The 16,919-nt window shown below is 68.4% G+C and carries 15 protein-coding genes; 13 read left to right on the top strand and 2 right to left on the bottom strand.

Going from position 1 to position 16,919, the window contains the following annotated elements:
• Nucleotides 1-20 precede the first annotated feature (20 nt).
• From AC1DFU_RS09435 to AC1DFU_RS09480, 10 genes are all read left to right on the top strand, one after another.
• Nucleotides 21-1,070 (top strand): amidohydrolase family protein, encoded by a 1,050-nt coding sequence (locus tag AC1DFU_RS09435; protein ID WP_092294604.1) that lies wholly within the window; start codon nucleotides 21-23, stop codon nucleotides 1,068-1,070.
• Nucleotides 1,071-1,116: 46 nt separating this feature from the next.
• A complete protein-coding gene (locus tag AC1DFU_RS09440) occupies nucleotides 1,117-2,232 on the top strand; it encodes a porin (RefSeq protein WP_092294602.1) in 1,116 nt (371 codons plus the stop codon).
• 221 nt (nucleotides 2,233-2,453) lie between these two features.
• On the top strand, nucleotides 2,454-3,623 hold the full coding sequence (locus tag AC1DFU_RS09445) for an AI-2E family transporter (RefSeq protein WP_092294600.1): 1,170 nt from the start codon (nucleotides 2,454-2,456) through the stop codon (nucleotides 3,621-3,623).
• 17 nt (nucleotides 3,624-3,640) lie between these two features.
• Complete coding sequence (locus tag AC1DFU_RS09450) at nucleotides 3,641-5,170, top strand: efflux transporter outer membrane subunit (protein WP_441592819.1); 1,530 nt, start codon at nucleotides 3,641-3,643, stop codon at nucleotides 5,168-5,170.
• Entirely contained in the window at nucleotides 5,167-6,297 is a 1,131-nt protein-coding gene (locus AC1DFU_RS09455) for an HlyD family secretion protein (protein ID WP_441592820.1), read from the top strand. Before AC1DFU_RS09450 ends, AC1DFU_RS09455 begins: the two co-directional genes overlap by 4 nt.
• A 16-nt stretch (nucleotides 6,298-6,313) precedes the next feature.
• Nucleotides 6,314-7,360 (top strand): DUF2955 domain-containing protein, encoded by a 1,047-nt coding sequence (locus AC1DFU_RS09460; RefSeq protein ID WP_092294595.1) that lies wholly within the window; start codon nucleotides 6,314-6,316, stop codon nucleotides 7,358-7,360.
• Nucleotides 7,361-7,480: 120 nt separating this feature from the next.
• Complete coding sequence (locus AC1DFU_RS09465) at nucleotides 7,481-8,761, top strand: flavin-dependent oxidoreductase (protein ID WP_441592821.1); 1,281 nt, start codon at nucleotides 7,481-7,483, stop codon at nucleotides 8,759-8,761.
• A gap of 25 nt (nucleotides 8,762-8,786) precedes the next feature.
• The gene (locus AC1DFU_RS09470; RefSeq protein WP_092294591.1) at nucleotides 8,787-9,932 is read left to right on the top strand and encodes an ABC transporter substrate-binding protein; all 1,146 of its coding nucleotides are present in this window, start codon (nucleotides 8,787-8,789) and stop codon (nucleotides 9,930-9,932) included.
• Complete coding sequence (locus AC1DFU_RS09475; protein ID WP_441592822.1) at nucleotides 9,929-10,414, top strand: DUF3237 domain-containing protein; 486 nt, start codon at nucleotides 9,929-9,931, stop codon at nucleotides 10,412-10,414. The genes AC1DFU_RS09470 and AC1DFU_RS09475 overlap by 4 nt, the downstream gene beginning before the upstream one ends.
• A gap of 2 nt (nucleotides 10,415-10,416) precedes the next feature.
• A complete protein-coding gene (locus tag AC1DFU_RS09480; protein WP_092294587.1) occupies nucleotides 10,417-10,962 on the top strand; it encodes a MarR family winged helix-turn-helix transcriptional regulator in 546 nt (181 codons plus the stop codon).
• Nucleotides 10,963-10,967: 5 nt separating this feature from the next.
• On the opposite strand, the gene AC1DFU_RS09485 is transcribed toward AC1DFU_RS09480, so the two are convergent.
• A complete protein-coding gene (locus AC1DFU_RS09485) occupies nucleotides 10,968-11,543 on the bottom strand; it encodes a cupin domain-containing protein (protein ID WP_255370811.1) in 576 nt (191 codons plus the stop codon).
• A 163-nt stretch (nucleotides 11,544-11,706) separates the two neighbouring features.
• Between AC1DFU_RS09485 and AC1DFU_RS09490 the strand changes: the two genes are divergently transcribed.
• Entirely contained in the window at nucleotides 11,707-12,435 is a 729-nt protein-coding gene (locus AC1DFU_RS09490) for a 2OG-Fe(II) oxygenase (protein WP_441592823.1), read from the top strand.
• A 51-nt stretch (nucleotides 12,436-12,486) separates the two neighbouring features.
• Nucleotides 12,487-12,744 carry a DUF3820 family protein gene (locus tag AC1DFU_RS09495; protein WP_092294585.1) on the top strand — a complete coding sequence of 86 codons (258 nt, stop codon included), beginning with the start codon at nucleotides 12,487-12,489 and terminating at the stop codon, nucleotides 12,742-12,744.
• A 40-nt stretch (nucleotides 12,745-12,784) separates the two neighbouring features.
• Here AC1DFU_RS09495 and AC1DFU_RS09500 read toward each other — a convergent pair whose 3' ends face one another.
• On the bottom strand, nucleotides 12,785-14,332 hold the full coding sequence (locus tag AC1DFU_RS09500) for a glucan biosynthesis protein G (protein ID WP_177219914.1): 1,548 nt from the start codon (nucleotides 14,330-14,332) through the stop codon (nucleotides 12,785-12,787).
• A gap of 273 nt (nucleotides 14,333-14,605) precedes the next feature.
• On the opposite strand from AC1DFU_RS09500, the gene bglX reads away from it, so the two are divergent.
• Nucleotides 14,606-16,903, top strand: a complete 2,298-nt coding sequence (gene bglX / locus AC1DFU_RS09505; RefSeq protein WP_441592824.1) for a beta-glucosidase BglX — start codon at nucleotides 14,606-14,608, stop codon at nucleotides 16,901-16,903.
• The last annotated feature ends 16 nt before the right edge of the window (nucleotides 16,904-16,919 follow it).

Genomic DNA, 16,919 nt, shown 5'->3' on the forward strand with positions numbered 1-16,919 from the left:
TCGGACTGGACCTGTAACGCATGATCATCGACTGCCACGGCCATTTCACCACGGCACCCAAAGCCCTCGAAGCCTGGCGCCAGCGCCAGATCGCCAGCCTGACCGCGCCGGCGCTGGCGCCCTCGCCGGACGCCCTGCACATCAGCGACGACGAACTGGCCGAGGCCATCGCCCAGAACCAGCTGCGGCTGATGCGCGAGCGCGGCTTGGACCTGACGATCTTCTCCCCGCGCGCCTCGTTCATGGCGCACCACATCGGCACCTTCGAGACCAGCGCCACCTGGGCGGCCATCTGCAACACGCTCTGTTACCGGGTCAGCCAGCTGTTTCCCGATCACTTCGTCGGCGCGGCCATGCTGCCGCAGTCGCCGGGCGTGGACATCGCCACCTGCATTCCCGAGCTGGAACGCTGCGTGCGCGACTACAACTTCGTCGGCGTGAACCTGAACCCGGATCCCTCGGGCGGCCACTGGACCTCGCCGCCGCTGTCGGACCCGTACTGGTTCCCGATCTACGAGAAGCTGGTCGAGTACGACCTGCCGGCGATGATCCACGTCAGCACGAGCTGCAACGCCTGCTTCCACACCACCGGCGCGCACTACCTCAACGCCGACACCACGGCCTTCATGCAGGTGCTGACCAGCGACCTGTTCCGGCGCTTCCCGACCCTGAAGTTCGTGATTCCGCACGGCGGCGGCGCGGTGCCCTACCACTGGGGGCGCTTCCGGGGGCTGGCGCAGGAGATGAAGCTGCCACCGCTGCGCGAGCACCTGCTCAACAACGTGTTCTTCGATACCTGCGTCTACCACCAGCCCGGCATCGACCTGCTGACGCGGGTGATGCCGGTCGAGAACGTGCTGTTTGCCTCCGAGATGATCGGCGCCGTGCGCGGCATCGATCCGGAGACCGGCCACTACTACGACGACACGCGCCGCTACATCGACCAGGCCGCGCTGACCGACGCCGAGCGCCAGCTGATCTACGAAGGCAACGCGCGGCGGGTCTACGGGCGGCTGGATGCCCAACTCAAGGCCAAAGAGCAGGCCAGGGAGCAGCGCACGGCCAGCTAGAACGATCTTTCACACGAGCCTTAAAAAAACCATAAGGAGGAGAAGCATGAAACTGGGAAAACTGGGAAAACGAGGAACGGCGGCAGCGGCGCTTGCGCTGGCGGCCGGCGTGCCGGCGGTGACGAGTGCACAATCCGTCACCTTGTACGGGGTGGTCGACACCGGGGTCGAGTACATCAACCACGTCGGCGCGGCCGGCAACTCCGTCGTCAAGATGGCCAACCTGAGCGGCACGGTGCCGTCCCGCTGGGGCCTGCGCGGCACGGAGGACCTCGGCAGCGGCATGAAGGCCAACTTCGTGCTGGAGTCCGGCTTCGCGCCGGACAGCGGCACCTCCAACCAGGGCGGCCGCCTGTTCGGCCGGCAGGCGTGGGTGGGTCTCTCCAGCAACTGGGGGCAGGTCAGCTTCGGCCGCCAGTACACCATGCTGTTCTGGGCCACGCTGGACTCGGACATCCTCGGGCCGAACGCCTACGGCTCCAGCTCGCTCGACAACTATCTCCCCAATACGCGCGCCGATAATTCGATCGCCTACAAGGGCAAGTTCGGCGGCTTCACGGTGGGCGCCACCTACAGTTTCGGGCGCGATACGGTGAACGCCGGCCCGAGCCCCTCCGGCGCCAACTGCGCCGGCGAGAACGCGGCGGACAGCAAGGCGTGCCGCGAATGGTCGGCGCTGCTGATGTACGAGACCAACTGGTGGTCGGTGCACGCCGCATACGATTCCCTGCGCGGCGGCCCCGGCGCCTTTGCCGGGCTGACCTCGAGCGGCCTCAAGGACGACCGCCTCTCGCTGGGCGGCTACATGCTGGTCGGCAAGGCCAAGGCCGGCCTCGGCTGGATCGGCCGCCGCAACGAGGCGCTGGCCGCCCCGCGCAGCAACCTGTTCTACGCGGGCGTGGCGTACGACATCGCACCGGCCGTCACGCTGGCGGCGGAGGGCTACTATCTCCAGTACCGCCACAGCAACGACAAGGCCTGGCTGGGCGCGCTGCGCGCCAGTTACGCGTTCTCCAAGCGCACGTCCGTCTATGCCACCGGCGGCTATATCGACAATCATGGTTCGCTGTCGCTGTCCGTCGACAGCGCGTCTACCGGGGCCAACCCGGTGGCGGGCGGCAACCAGCTCGGGGCAATGGTGGGGGTCAAGCACACATTCTGATGTGCAAGAGCGGTAGCAAATAGCAGCCACAGTGGTAGCGGCATGCGGGCCCCGCCCCCCTTGGGCGGGGTTCCGTAGCCTGGTCCCGGCCAAAGTGCAGCAAAAAGCCAATGAATACTTTGGCGGGCCGATGTGACTGTTTTCGCGGAGGGTGACGCACTGGTTGTACCTGCCGGATCGCTGGTCTAGACTGCACTCGGCGGCCTGTCAGGAGACCAACGATGCTGCCTACGCCCCTCTCGGAACGGATGCTCTCCCGCGGCATGCTCGACGTGCTGATACGGGCCGGCCTGATCGCCGTGCTCTCGGTGTTCTGCTTCCGGATCTTCTACCCCTTCCTCGACCTCGTCCTGTGGTCGGTCATCCTCGCCATCACGATCTATCCGCTACACGTCCGGCTACGCGCCCGCATGGGCAACCGCAGCGGCCGTGCGGCCACGCTCATCGTCCTGCTCTCGCTGGCGTTGATCATGGTGCCGGCCTACCTGCTCGGGATCGCGCTGCTCCAGTCAGCGGAGGAGGCCATGAACGCCGTGCGCGGCGGCAACATGCGCATTCCGCAGCCGCCGGACTTCGTGGCCGGCTGGCCGCTGATCGGTCAGCGCCTGCACGATGTCTGGATGCAGGCCGCCACCGACATGACCAGCCTGGTGCAGAAGTTCCTGCCCGAGTTGCGCGACACGAGCCTGCTGCTGCTGGGCAAGCTGGCCGGGCTGGGTGTGGCCATGCTGGTGTTCATCTTCGCGCTGATCATTGCCGGCGTGATCATGGCCTATGGCGAGACAGGACACCGCAGCTCGGAGCAGATCGCCTCGCGCATCTTCGGGCTGGACCGTGGGCCGCGCATCGCCGCGCTGTGCACCGCCACCATCCGCGCCGTGGCGCAGGGCGTGGTGGGCATCGCCTTCATCCAGATGCTGCTGATCGGCATCGGCTTCATCATGAAGGGCGTGCCGGGCGCCGGGGTGCTGGCGCTGGTGGTGCTGCTCCTGGGCATCATGCAGCTGCCGGCCACGCTGATCACCCTGCCCGTGATCGCCTACGTGCTCTACAAGGAAGGGCCGAACGTGGCGACCATTACCTTCGCGATCTACGAGTTCATCGCCGGGCTGGCCGACAACGTGCTCAAGCCACTGATGCTCGGGCGTGGCGTGGATGTGCCGATGCCCGTGGTGCTGATCGGCGCCCTGGGCGGCATGGTCACCGGAGGCGTCATCGGCCTGTTCATCGGCCCCGTGATGCTGTCCGTGGGCTATCGACTGTTCTGGCTGTGGGTAGAAGAGCCGCCCGTGGCCAGCGAGCCCGTGGCCATCGAGGTGGTGTCCGGCGCGCCCCTGCCCGGCGCACCTGGCACACCCACCGTTGCCCCCGTAGAGATCCCGCGGGCCTGACGCGGACGTGCGCGTCCATGCCCGGCCCGCTCCGCACAAGGCATCTGGTGCTGCTTGGCGTCTGTTGCCTGCACGGCTGCGCGCGGCTGGGCCCCGACATGACGCCACAGCGCGAGGACTGGACCGCGACTTGGCGCAGCGAGGCCATCGACACGGTCACGGAAACCGGCGCGCAGCCTGACCTCCGCGAGTGGTGGCAGGTCTTTGCCGACCCGGCGCTCGAACGGCTTATGGCCGAGGCCGATGCCCACAATGCCGGGCTTCAGATTGCCGGCCTGCGCGTGCTGGAGGCGCGCGCCCAGCTTGGCATCGCGCAGGCTGGCCGCTTTCCGCAGGTGCAGCAGGTGGGCGCCGACGTGCTGTACACGGACCGCCGCCAGTCCGGCGGCCGAAATCCCGCCAACAGCCGCTTCTGGCAGTACAGCGCCAACTTCGATATCGGCTGGGAACTGGACTTCTGGGGACGCTTCGCGCGCGCCATCGAGTCCGCCGATGCCGCCTACTTCGCCGCGCAGGCCAATCGTGACGATGTGCTGGTCCTGCTCCACGCGCAGATGGCCGAGACCTACTACGCGCTGCGCACGGCCGAAGCGCGCCTGCGCATCGCGCGGGACAACGCGGCGCTGCAGCATCGCAGCTTCGAGATCACCGAGAAGCTGTTCCGCAGCGGCCAGACCGACGAACTGGACCTGCAGCAGGCGCGCACCCAGTACCTCGGCACCCTGAGCACCATTCCCGAATTCGAAGGCCAGATCCTGCGCACGCGCAACGCGCTGGCCGTGCTGATCGGCCGCCCGCCCGGCACGCTGCCGAACCTGCCGGAGCTGGCCGCGCACGAGGGCGAGCTGCCGCTGATCGGCCGTGCCGTGCTGCAGGACGTGCCCGCCAACCTGCTGCTGCGCCGGCCCGACGTGCGCGCCGCCGAATGGCAGATCGCCGCGCAGTCGGCGCTGATTGGCGTGGCGCTGGCGGACCTCTATCCGTCGCTGACGCTGATCGGCAGCATCGGCTGGTCCGCCAGCACGCTCGGCGGCACGCCCAACAACTTCACGCTACTGGGTGGGCCGAGCCTGCGCTGGAACGTATTCGACTACGGACGCATCCGCAACAACGTGCGGATGCAGGACGCGCGGCTCCAGCAGCTGATCGTGGCCTACCAGGAGAGCGTGCGGCAGGCCGCGCGCGAGGCCGACGACGCGGCGAGCGGGCTGATCAAGGCGTTCGAGCGGGACGTGATCCTGCGCGATGCGGCCATTTCGGCGCGGCGCTCGCTGACGCTGGCCAATGCGCTGTACCGCGAGGGCTATTCCGATTTCCAGCGCGTGCTCGACGCGCAGCGCGCGCTGTCGGCCCAGCAGGACACCTATCTGGTCAACCGCGGCAGCGCCGTGTCGAACCTGATCGCGCTGTACAAGGCGCTCGGCGGCGGCTGGCACACGGACCAGATGCTCGTGGACGCCGCCACGCGCACCCAGATGCAGCAGCGCACCGACTGGGGCGTGCTGCTCGACGAACCGCGCCGCGTACCCACCGGTGCCGCCCCATGACAGACACCACGCAGGCCCCACCCCCGCCGACCTCGCCAACCGCTCCGCCTCCGCCCGCCGATCCGGCGCGCAAGGGCATCCGCTGGGTCGTCGTGCTGATCGTGATCAGCCTGGTCTGGTACCTGCTCGCCGACCGGCTCACTCCCTACACCCAGCAGGCGCGGATCCAGGCGTTCATCGTGCCGGTGGCCTCGGAGGTGTCCGGCCGCGTCACGCGCGTGCATGTGCGCAACAACCAGGACGTGCAGGCCGGCGCCATGCTGTTCGAGGTGGACCCGGGGCAATATCGGATTGCCGTGGACCGCGCCCGTGCGGACCTGGAGGCCACGCGCCGGCAGATCGGGGCCAGCACGGCCGGCATCGAATCGGCACGCGCCTCGCTGCGCGCCGCGCAGGCGCTGGAGGTCAAGGCGCGGCAGGACAGCGACCGGCTCGAACGGCTCTATCGGGAGGACGCCGGCACCATCTCGCTGCGCCGGCTCGAAATCGCCCGTGCCGATCTGGAACAGGCCACCAGCAAGGTGGCGGCGTCCCGCGCCGAGGTGCAGCGCGCCATCGAGCAGGAAGGCGGCAGCGCGGAAGACAACGCCAAGCTGCGCAGCGCGGCGGGCGCGGTGGAGAAGGCCGAACTCGACCTGTCGAACACCCAGGTGCGCGCGCGTTCCGCCGGGCTGGTGACGGACCTGCGCACCGATACCGGCCAGTTCGCCGCCGCCGGCAACCCGGTGATGACGCTGATCACGATCCACGACATCTGGGTCACGGCCGAGATGACCGAGAACAACCTCGGCCATGTGCAGCCGGGCACGCCGGTGTCGGTGGTGCTCGACGCCCTGCCGGGGCGCATCTTCGAAGGCCGCGTGCGCAGCGTCGGCTATGGCGTCAGTGTCGGGCAGCCCGCCCCGCCCGGCACCCTGCCCACGGTGCAGAACAGCCGCGACTGGCTGCGTCCGGCGCAGCGCTTCCCGGTGATCATCGAACTGGATACGGCGGAGCTGCGTGGACTGACCGGCATCCGCATCGGCGGCCAGGCCGAAGTCATGGCCTTCCCCACGCAGGGCAATCCGCTCAATCCGCTGGGCCGCGCGTTCCTCTACGTGATGAGCTGGCTGTCCTACATCTATTGATCGCCCACGCGCCGCCATGCCTCTCGCCCGCCCACCCCGGCAGCAACGTCCCATCCGGCTGGCGTTCGGCACGGCGCTGTGCATGGCGATCAGCTTCGGGCTGGCGCTGCCCGTGCCGATGCTCGCGCCCGTGCTGTGCGCCTTCCTGCTGGCGATGGTCAACCAGCCGCTGTCCTGGAAGGCCGGCGTGGCGCTGACGCTACTGGTCATGCTGACCACCGGCGTGGGCCTGCTGCTGATTCCCCTGTTGCAGTACGCGCCGTTCAGCGGCGTGCTGGTGGTCGCGCTGGGGCTGTTCGTCACCTTCCGCTATGGCCTGCGCGGCGGGAGCAACCTCGTGGGGACCTTCCTCGCCGTCGGCCTCACCTTGATTCCCTCCGCCGGCGTATTCGAGTTCAGCCTGGCGCTGGAGGTGGTCAGCGCGCTGGCCAAGGGCATGCTGATGGCGGTGGCGGTGCTGGCGCTCTGCCACTGGCTGTTTCCGGAGGCCGGCGGCGCGGCGGCGCCCAAGCCCGCTGCGCTGCCCGAACTACAGGCCACGTGGATTGCCCTGCGCGCCGCGCTGGTGGTGATGCCCGCGTTCCTGCTGGCGCTGACCGACCCGTCTGGCTATACCCCGGTGTTGATGAAGGCCGTGAGCCTGGGCCGGCAGACCTGCACGACCACCGCGCGCGACGCCGGGCGCGAACTGCTCGGCTCCACGCTGCTCGGCGGCGTGCTGGCCATCCTGTTCTGGTGCGCGCTGAGCCTGTTCGTGCACCTGTGGATGCTCTTCCTGTGGATGCTGCTGTTCGCGCTGCTGCTGGCGCGCAAGCTCTACCGGCTCAGCCCCACGCGGCTGACGCCCGGGTTCTGGCTCAACACCCTCGTGACGCTGATCATCCTGCTGGGCCAGTCGATCCAGGACAGCGCCGCCGGCAAGGACGTCTACACGGCCTTTGCCGTGCGGATGGCGCTGTTCATCGGCATCACGCTGTATGCGTGGGGGATGGTTTACTGGCTCGAACGCAGCCGCTGGGCGCAGGCCGAGGCGCACCCCTCCGCCACGCCGCCACCCGGGTAAACACGGGCGATCTGGCACCCCGGACTTGCGAGCCATTTAGTTATACTCCATAACAATTTCGGCATCGCAGATAACGGCCACCGGCGCGCCACGCCCGGACAAAAGGCCGCGGAGGAGACCATGAAGACCCCGAAGATCGCCATCGCCGGCGGCGGCATTGGCGGGCTGACGCTCGCCTTGCTCTGCCATCGGCACGGCATGGATGTGGAAGTCTGGGAAGCCAGCGAGCAGATCCGCCCGCTTGGCGTCGGCATCAACCTGCTGCCGCATGCGGTGCGGGAACTCGCCGCGCTGGGGCTGCAGGACGCGCTGGCCGAGATCGCCATCGAGACATCCTCCCTTTCCTACTACAACAAGCTCGGGCAGCAGATCTGGCACGAGCCGCGCGGCATGGCCGCTGGCTATGCCTGGCCGCAGTTCTCGGTGCATCGCGGGCAGTTCCAGATGTTGCTGTACGAGACGGCGGTGCAGCGGCTGGGCGCGGACCGGGTGCATACCGGCCATGCGATCGAGTCCATCGCCTCGGTGGGCGGCGGCAAGGCGGGCGAGCGCGCGCGCTTCGTGCTGCGGCGCCGCAGCGACGGCGCCACCGTCGAGGCCGACGCCGACGTGCTGGTGGGCGCCGACGGCATCCACTCGGCCGTGCGCCGGCACTTCTATCCGACCGGCGACGCACCGCGCTTCTCCCGCCGCCTGCTCTGGCGCGCCACCACCGAGGCCGCGCCCTACCTCGATGGGCGTTCGATGTTCATGGCCGGCCATCAGGACCAGAAGTTCGTCGCCTATCCGATCTCCGCGCCGCTGCACCGGCAGGGCCGCTCGCTGATCAACTGGATTGCCGAGCTGCGCGTGCCGGACAGCTACCCGGACGAGCCGCCGCGCAGCGACTGGAACCGTGAGGTGGACAAATCCGTGTTCCGCGACGCCTTTGCCGACTGGCGCTGGGACTGGATCGACATTCCCGCGCTGATCGACGGCGCGCCGGCCATCTACGAGTTCCCGATGGTGGACAAGGACTGCCTGCCGCGCTGGACCTTCGGCCGCGTGACGCTGCTGGGTGATGCGGCGCATCCGATGTACCCGATCGGCTCCAACGGCAGCGCCCAGGCGATTGTCGATGCCCGCTACCTGACCGACTGCCTGCTCGGCCACGCCGACCTGGACTACGCGCTGCGCGAGTACGAGGCGGAACGGCTGCCGCGCACCGCCGGCATCGTGCTGCGCAACCGGATGAACGGCCCCGAGCAGGTCATGCAGATGGCCGAGGAGCGCGCGCCGCAGGGGTTTTCCCAGATCGATGCGGTGATTCCGCGCGCCGAGCTGGAGGCCATCGCCCAGCGCTACAAGAACCTGGCCGGCTTCGGCCAGCAGCAACTCCAGGCCGACGCCCCGCGCGCCTGACATCACAACAAAACAGGGAGACAACATGAAGCCGCACCCCATCCGCCTCAGCCTGAATGCCCTGCCGGCCCTGCTGCTGGCCGCCGGCCTCGCCCATGCCGAGGTCACCGTCGGCGTCAGCATTTCCTCGACCGGCCCGTCCGCCTCGCTCGGCATTCCGCAGAAGAACACCATGCCGTTCCTGCCCGAGACCATCGGCGGCGAGAAGATCCGCTACATCCTCATGGACGACGCCTCGGACCCCACGCAGGGCACCAAGGTGGCGCGGCGCTTTGTGACCGAGGACAAGGTCGACATCATCCTGGGCTCGTCGTCGGTGGCGCCGTCCATCGCCATCTCGGAAGTGGCGGACGAGAGCCAGACCGTACAGCTCGCCTTCTCGCCCATCGAACTGAAGCCCGGGCGCGGCGCGTGGACCTACCGGCTGGCCCAGCCAGTGAAGCTGATGGCCGACGCAGTGGCCGCCCGGGCGCAGGCCAATGGCGTCAAGAGCGTCGCCTTTATCGGCTTTGCCGACGCCTACGGCGAAACGTGGCTCAAGGAGTTCACCAGCGCCGCGTCGGCCAAGGGCATCCGCATCCTGGCCACCGAGCGCTACGCGCGCTCCGACACCAGCGTGACCGCCCAGGTGCTCAAGATGATGGCTGCCAAGCCTGACGCGATGCTGATTGCCGGCGCCGGCACCGGCGCGGCGCTGCCGCACACCACGCTGCGCGAGCGCGGCTACACCGGCCCGGTCTACCAGACGCACGGCGCGGCCACGCGCGACCTGATCCGCATCGGCGGCAAGGCTGTCAACGGGGCGATCCTGCCGGCGGGGCCGGTGATCGTGGCCGAGCAGCTGCCGGCGGACAGCGCGCCGCGCAAACCGGGCCTCGACTACGTCACGCGCTACGAGAAGCAGTACGGGCCGGAAACCCGCACACAGTTCGGCGCCCATCCGTATGACGCGGGGCTGGTGCTGCAGCGCATCGTGCCTGTGGCGCTCAAGCACGCCAAGCCGGGCACGCCCGAGTTCCGCAAGGCGCTGCGCGACGCCCTGGAAAGCGAGCGCGACATCGTCGTCTCCCACGGCGTACTGAACTACACGGCGCAGGACCATTTCGGCTTCGACAATCGCGGCCGGGTGATGCTGACCATCGACAACGGCAACTGGAAGCTGCTGAAATGACGCTCGCCCTGCCCACGCCGGCGCTGGAACTGGTGGCGGACTTTGAGATCGCGGTGGCACCCGCCACGGATCTCGGCGCCGGGCCGCTCGGCCAGCGCCGCGTGATCCCGATCCTGTCCGGCACGGCGTCCGGGCCGTTGCTCAATGGCCGCATCCTGCCCGGCGGCGCTGACTTCCAGCTGATCCGCCCCGGCAGCGGCGACGGCTGGACCACGGCCGACATCGAAGCGCGCTATGTGCTGGAAACCGACGACGGCGCGCGCATCTATATCGTCAACGCCGGCGTGCGCAGCGGCACGGAGGCCGATATCGCCCAGCTCAACGCGGGCGGCACGGTGGACCCGTCCCGCCTCTATTTCCGCACCGCACCACGCTTCGAAACCGCCGCGCCCGCCTACCTCTGGCTGGTGCGCCACACCTTCGTGGCCACTGGCGCGCGCTACCCGGACCGCGTGGTGCTGCGCTATTTCGTCGTGCGCTGACGATGACGGCAACAGGTAAGGGGTCTAGCACGCGCAAGACGCGCGAGCCGCTGGCGCCGGATCCGGCCCTCGGCGAGGGCGCAGACGGCGAGGGGCACTTCAACCCCCATCTGCCCGACGTGGACTACGGCGTGCTGGACACGCTGACCGGCTACGCCATCCGCCGCGCGCAGATCCGCATCTACGAGGATTTCGTCCGTTCGCTCGCGGCGTGGCAGATCACGCCGCCGCGTTTCTCGGCGTTGCAGATCATCGCGCGGAATCCCGGCGTGCGGCTGACGGACCTCGCGCGCATCCTCGGCATCGCCCGCTCCGGGGCGGTGATGCTGTTCGATGCGCTCGAAGCCATGCAGCTGGTCGCGCGCGAGCCTTCGCCCACGGACCGGCGTGCGTACGCGCTGGCGCTGACGGCCACGGGCCGCCAGACGCTGGCCGCCGTGACCGAGGCGGTCTGCGACCACGACGCCCGCATCGGCGCGCAGCTCTCCGAGGCAGAGCGGCAGACGCTGCTGCGCCTGCTGGACAAGCTGGCGCCGGGCGAACCCTAGCCGTCTTACGTGGCCGCGATGGCCCCGACAGCCGCCGCCAGCATCAGCATCAACGCCGCCGCGCGCTTGCGCGTGATGGCGCCGGTGACCTGGCCCCTGGCGCGCAGGCGGCGCAGCAGCCGCCCATCGAGGTTGATCCGCGCCAGCAAGCGCGTGGCCAGGCGCAGGCCGACAGGCACCTCGCGCCGGCAGATCGCCACCTTGCGTACGTACTGGTCTACCTCCCAGTACCACGTGGTATGCGCCGGAAAGTAGCCAATCGAGCCAGCCCGCAGCGTGTGGGTGCGCCCGTGGGCATCCGTCACGCGGGTCTCCCCTTCGAGGATGTAGACGATCTCGTCGAGCGCGTAGTGCCACTCGAAGGCGCCTTGTGTGCAGTCCCACACAGAGGTCCAGGCAAGTTCATCCGCCGCGGTCGAATGCTCGCTGTAGTGCGTCACGGGTTGGCCGCTGCGCACCCAGCCGGGCTGGATCTCGCAGGGCTTCATCGGGAGGGCACTGGCCTTGCTGAAGGCCCCGGTTTCGCGAATGGATGCAGGTGCCTGGTCAGCTCCGTGGGCCGCCATATGCTCGTCTTTCATCGGCAATCATTCCTGTTTGAGGTTGCTGACCGACGAAAGATAAGCCAGCGTGACACCCACGCTCCGTGCGGGGCCGCACCATCGGTGACATTTGGAACAACAGTTTGGAACGGGGGTCCGAATCCGGCGAGCGCGGCGCCCGCCGGTGGCTTAAGGTATGCGGATGCGGACATCTTCCTACCAGCACGATCCGGCGCAGCGCGTGAGCGCGCTCGACTGGGACGCCATCACGCAAGACCTCGACGCGCAGGGCTGCGCGACCATCCCGGGCCTGCTCTCGGCCGCCGAATGCGACGCCCTGGCGGCGCGCTACGACGAAGACGCCCTGTACCGGTCGCACATCGTCATGGGCCGGCACGGCTTCGGGCTGGGCGAGTACAAGTACTTCCGCTACCCGCTGCCGCCGCTGGTCGAAGGGCTGCGCACGGCGCTCTATCCGCATCTGGTGCCCGTGGCCAACCGCTGGCACGCGGCCATGGGCATCGAACGGCAATTTCCGCCCGAGCACGCCGTCTTTCTCGACGCGTGCCACCGCGCCGGCCAGCGCCGGCCCACGCCGCTGCTGCTGGCCTATGGAGAGGGGGACTACAACTGCCTGCACCAGGACCTGTACGGCGCACAGGTGTTCCCGCTCCAGGTGGCGATCCTGCTGTCGGCGCCCGGCACCGGCTTCACCGGCGGCGAGTTCGTGATGACGGAGCAGCGCCCGCGCATGCAGTCGCGCGCGGAAGTGGTGGCGCTGGCGCAGGGCGACGCGGTGGTCTTCGCGGTCAGCCAGCGGCCCGTGCAGGGCACGCGCGGGCCCTACAGGGTGAACATGCGTCACGGCGTGAGCCGCCTGCGCTCGGGCATGCGCCACACGCTCGGCATCATCTTCCACGACGCCGAGTGACCGGCGGCGGCGCTACAATGCCCGCTTTCCCGACCCAACCGATAGCCGCCCATGCTTCCCGACGCCGAAGCCCTGCGCCTGCTCGTCACGCGCACCATGCCGTTTGGCAAGCACAAGGGCACGCTGATTGCCGACCTGCCCGGCAACTACCTGAACTGGTTCGCGCGCGAGGGCTTCCCGCCCGGCGAGATTGGCCGCCTGCTGGCGCTGATGCACGAACTCGACCACAACGGGCTGTCGGACCTGCTCAAGCCGCTGCGGGAAGGCGCCGGGCGCATCCCCCTCCCCAAGAAAAACGGGCCGCGCTAAGGCGGCCCGCTCGGGTGCATCGCCGTACGGCGATCCGTGATCAGTTGGCCGGCATCGAATCCGGCGGCAGTTGGTAGCTCCACGTCTCGCTGAGCACCTTGTCGCCGGAAACCAGCGCCTCGCGCATCTCCACCACCTTCTTCGGGTCCTTGACCTTGATCCGCAGCGTCACCCGGTAGCCCTTGGTCACCGGGTTCGGCTGCAGGATGTTCTCGATGACCTCGGCGTTGTCGCTGACGCTGAACGACGCGCGCACCGGCGCGTTCGGCGGCAGCTTGGCCAGTGCGCCGCCCTCGAAGTCGACCACGAAGCCCAGACTGCCATCCAGATGGCGGATCAGGTTGGCCTGCATGATCTCGCCCGCGCTGCGCAGCGTCTGCTTGACCCAGGCGAGGTCCTTGTCGACCATCGCGCGCTCGTCCATGGTCCAGTGCATGGTGTAGTCGGCCCTGATCGGCTGGCCCTTCGGCGGCAGCTGGTCAGGCGTCCAGAACGCGACGATGTTGTCGTTGGTCTCGTCCGGCGTGGGAATCTCCACCAGCTCGACCTTGCCGCGGCCCCAGTCGCCCTGCGGCTCGATCCACGCGCTCGGGCGCAGGTCGTAGCGGTCCTTGAGGTCCTCGTAGGCCGAGAACTCACGGCCGCGCTGCATCAGGCCAAACCCACGCGGGTTGTTCACCTGGAAGGTGCTGATCGCCAGATGCTTGGGGTTGTTCAGCGGGCGCCACAGCCATTCGCCGTCGCCGGTGTGGATGGAGAGCCCGTTCGAGTCATGCAGCGCCGGGCGGAAGTTGTTGGCGTCGCGCTGCTGGTTCGGGCCGAACAGGAACATGCTGGTCAGCGGCGCAATGCCGAGCTTGGTCACCGCGCCGCGCATGAACACGCGCGCCTGGACCTTAAGCGTTGCGTCCGTGCCCGGCATCAGCTCGAAGCGGTAGGCGCCCGTGGCGCGCTGGGAATCCATCAGCGCGAAGAACACCAGCGGCTTGCCCGGCGCCGTAGGCCGCTCGATCCAGAATTCGCGGAAGGCCGGGAACTCCTCGGCCACGGGCAGGCCGGTATCGATCGCCAGCCCGCGCGCGGAGAGCCCGTAGACCTGGCCCTTGCCGATCACGCGGAAGTAGCTCGCGCCCAGGATGCTCATCACTTCATCGAGCTTGTCTGGCCGGTTCAGCGGGTAGAGCACGCGGAAACCCGCGTAGCCGAGGTTGTTGGTCGCGGCCTTGTCGAGCTTGAGGTCGCCGAAATCGAAACGAGTGGGCGAGTAGCGGATCTCCTGCACGTTCCTGCCGACGATCTCGTTGATCTTGACCGGCGTGCTGAAGTGCATGCCCTGATGGTAGAAGCCCAGCCGGTACGGCGTGGGCTGGTCTTTCCACTCCACCGCATCCATCTTCGGCTGGATCTTGATGTAGTCGGCAAACTGCATCTTCGAGAAGGCCGGCGGCAGGTTGCTGACCGGGGCCACATAGGGCTGGTCCGCCATCGATCTGGCGCGGGTGGTCACGTCGTCGAGCGAGAAGGCGGCGGCTGGCGTGCTGGCCACGAACGCGCCCGCGAGCGCGATGGCCGGCAAGGCAAGTTGCATCTTGTTACGTAATGACGCGGCAAAGACGGCAAGAACCACGAATCCCTCCAGAAAAATCGAATCGAAAACAGGCTGACAGCGCCCGGGAGGCAAAGTTGCCGTCCTATTTGGGTAAACTGCCGACGCAGTCCACAAAAATAACCGATTTCGCCCGACGTGCCGATCAGACGTTGGACGACAGCCGGCCAGCGCCGCTTCCTGCACCCTTGTGCACACTTTCAGGGCACTTCGGGGCATGATTGCGGGCCTGGCTCATTGGGGAAGACTCACCACATGCGATTGCTTTCGACGCTGGCCCTTGCGGCCAGCCTGGTTTGTACGCCGGCGCTGGCCGGCGCCGCACCGGTCGCCGCCGGCGACAAGAACGCGTTCATCGCCGACCTGATCGGCAAGATGACCCTGGAGGAGAAGATCGGCCAGCTGCGGCTCATCAGCATCGGCCAGGACATGCCGCAGCCGCAGTTGATCAAGGAAATCGCCGCCGGCCGCGTGGGGGGCACCTTCAACTCGGTGACCCGCGCCGACAACCGCCCGCTCCAGGACGCCGCCGCGCAGCAGAGCCGCCTGAAGATTCCCATTTTCTTCGCCTATGACGTGGTGCACGGCCATCGCACGGTGTTCCCGATCAGCCTCGGCCTGGCGTCGAGCTGGGACATGGCCGTGGTCGAGCAGGCCGCGCGCATCTCGGGCAAGGAAGCCAGCGCCGACGGCCTGGATGCCACCTTCGCGCCGATGGTCGATATCTCCCGCGATCCGCGCTGGGGGCGCACCTCCGAGGGCTTTGGCGAAGACCCGTACCTCGTCTCCCAATGCGCGCGCGCCAGCGTGCGCGGCTTCCAGGGCGCCACGCCGGCCAACCCGGACAGCGTGATGGCCTTCGTCAAGCACTTCGCGCTGTATGGCGCCGTGGAGGGCGGGCGCGATTACAACACCGTGGACATGAGCCCGCAGCGTATGTACCAGGACTACCTGCCGCCCTACCGCGCCGGGCTGGATGCGGGTGCCGGCGGGGTGATGATCGCGCTGAACTCGGTGAACGGCGTGCCGGCCACGTCGAACAAATGGCTGCTGCGCGACCTCCTCCGCAAGGAATGGGGCTTCAAGGGCGTGACCGTGAGCGACCACGGTGCCATCGACGAGTTGCTGCGCCACGGCGTGGCCGACAACGGCCGCCAGGCCGCCCGCCTCGCCATCGAGGCCGGCGTGGACATGAGCATGGCGGATTCGCGCTACCTGGAGCAGTTGCCCGACCTCGTGAAGACAGGCGAGGTGCCGGTGCGGCTGATCGACGAGGCCGTGCGCGAGGTGCTGGGCGCCAAGTACGACATGGGCCTGTTCCAGGACCCGTATCGCCGCATCGGCACGGCGGCACAGGACCCGGCCGACGTGAACGCCGAGAGCCGCCTGCACCGCGCGGAGGCCCGCACCGCGGCGCGCAAGTCGCTCGTGCTGCTGGAAAACCGCAACCAGACGCTGCCGCTGAAGAAGGGCGGCACGGTGGCCGTGATCGGCCCGCTGGCTGACGCGCCCATCGACATCATGGGTAGCTGGTCGGCGGCAGGCAAGGCCACCCAGTCCGTGACGCTGCTGCAGGGCATGCGCGACGCGCTGGCCGGAAGCGGCCAGGTGCGGTACGCGCGCGGCGCCAACATGACCGACGACGAACGCGTGGTCGGCTACCTGAACTTCCTGAACTGGGATAACCCCGAGGTGGTGCAGGACAAGCGCTCGCCGGGCGAGATGATTGCCGAGGCCGTGGAGACGGCGCGGCAGGCCGATACCATCGTGGTGGCCGTGGGCGAGTCGCGCGGGATGTCGCACGAGGCTTCCAGCCGCACCACGCTGTCCCTGCCGGGCAGCCAGCAGACGCTGCTGCGGGCGCTGCGCACCACCGGCAAGCCGCTGGTGGTGGTGCTGATGAACGGCCGCCCGCTGACCATCAACTGGGAGCGCGACAACGCCGACGCGCTGCTGGAAGCCTGGTATCCGGGCACCGAGGGCGGCCACGCCATCGCCGATGTGCTGTTTGGCGACGAAAACCCGTCCGGCAAGCTGCCGATCTCGTTCCCGCGCTCGCTCGGCCAGATTCCCACGTACTACAACCACCTGCGCATTGGACGGCCGTTCACGCCGGGCAAGCCGCCGAACTACACCTCCCAGTACTTCGAGGAGGAATCCGGCCCGCTGTATCCGTTCGGCTATGGCCTGAGCTACACCACGTTCAGTCTCTCCGACGTGGCGCTCTCGGGCCAGGCGCTGCCGCGCAACGGCCAGATCACCGCCAGCGTGACCGTGAAGAATACCGGCACGCGCGAAGGCGAGACCGTGGTGCAGCTCTACATTCAGGACGTGACCGCCTCGGTGGTACGGCCGGTGAAGGAGCTGAAGGACTTCCGCAAGGTGATGCTCAAGCCGGGCGAGTCCCGCGTGGTGAGCTTCCCGATCGGCGAAGACAAGCTGCGCTTCTACAACGGCAAGCTGGAGTACGTGGCCGAGCCGGGCGATTTCAACGTGCAGGTCGGCCTGGATTCGGCCTCGGTGCGGCAGCAGCGGTTCACGCTGCAACCGTAGATGACGCGTGACCGGG

It is taken from the genome of Cupriavidus sp. 10L45, from assembly GCF_056395225.1.

Coding starts and splice junctions, on each gene's coding strand:
- AC1DFU_RS09455 (WP_441592820.1), top strand. CDS start 5,167: ATGACAGACACCACGCAGGCCCCACCCCCGCCGACCTCGCCAACCGCT.
- AC1DFU_RS09435 (WP_092294604.1), top strand. CDS start 21: ATGATCATCGACTGCCACGGCCATTTCACCACGGCACCCAAAGCCCTC.
- AC1DFU_RS09450 (WP_441592819.1), top strand. CDS start 3,641: ATGCCCGGCCCGCTCCGCACAAGGCATCTGGTGCTGCTTGGCGTCTGT.
- AC1DFU_RS09460 (WP_092294595.1), top strand. CDS start 6,314: ATGCCTCTCGCCCGCCCACCCCGGCAGCAACGTCCCATCCGGCTGGCG.
- AC1DFU_RS09475 (WP_441592822.1), top strand. CDS start 9,929: ATGACGCTCGCCCTGCCCACGCCGGCGCTGGAACTGGTGGCGGACTTT.
- AC1DFU_RS09440 (WP_092294602.1), top strand. CDS start 1,117: ATGAAACTGGGAAAACTGGGAAAACGAGGAACGGCGGCAGCGGCGCTT.
- AC1DFU_RS09485 (WP_255370811.1), bottom strand. CDS start 11,543: ATGAAAGACGAGCATATGGCGGCCCACGGAGCTGACCAGGCACCTGCA.
- AC1DFU_RS09445 (WP_092294600.1), top strand. CDS start 2,454: ATGCTGCCTACGCCCCTCTCGGAACGGATGCTCTCCCGCGGCATGCTC.
- AC1DFU_RS09465 (WP_441592821.1), top strand. CDS start 7,481: ATGAAGACCCCGAAGATCGCCATCGCCGGCGGCGGCATTGGCGGGCTG.
- AC1DFU_RS09480 (WP_092294587.1), top strand. CDS start 10,417: ATGACGGCAACAGGTAAGGGGTCTAGCACGCGCAAGACGCGCGAGCCG.
- AC1DFU_RS09490 (WP_441592823.1), top strand. CDS start 11,707: ATGCGGACATCTTCCTACCAGCACGATCCGGCGCAGCGCGTGAGCGCG.
- bglX (WP_441592824.1), top strand. CDS start 14,606: ATGCGATTGCTTTCGACGCTGGCCCTTGCGGCCAGCCTGGTTTGTACG.
- AC1DFU_RS09495 (WP_092294585.1), top strand. CDS start 12,487: ATGCTTCCCGACGCCGAAGCCCTGCGCCTGCTCGTCACGCGCACCATG.
- AC1DFU_RS09500 (WP_177219914.1), bottom strand. CDS start 14,332: ATGCAACTTGCCTTGCCGGCCATCGCGCTCGCGGGCGCGTTCGTGGCC.
- AC1DFU_RS09470 (WP_092294591.1), top strand. CDS start 8,787: ATGAAGCCGCACCCCATCCGCCTCAGCCTGAATGCCCTGCCGGCCCTG.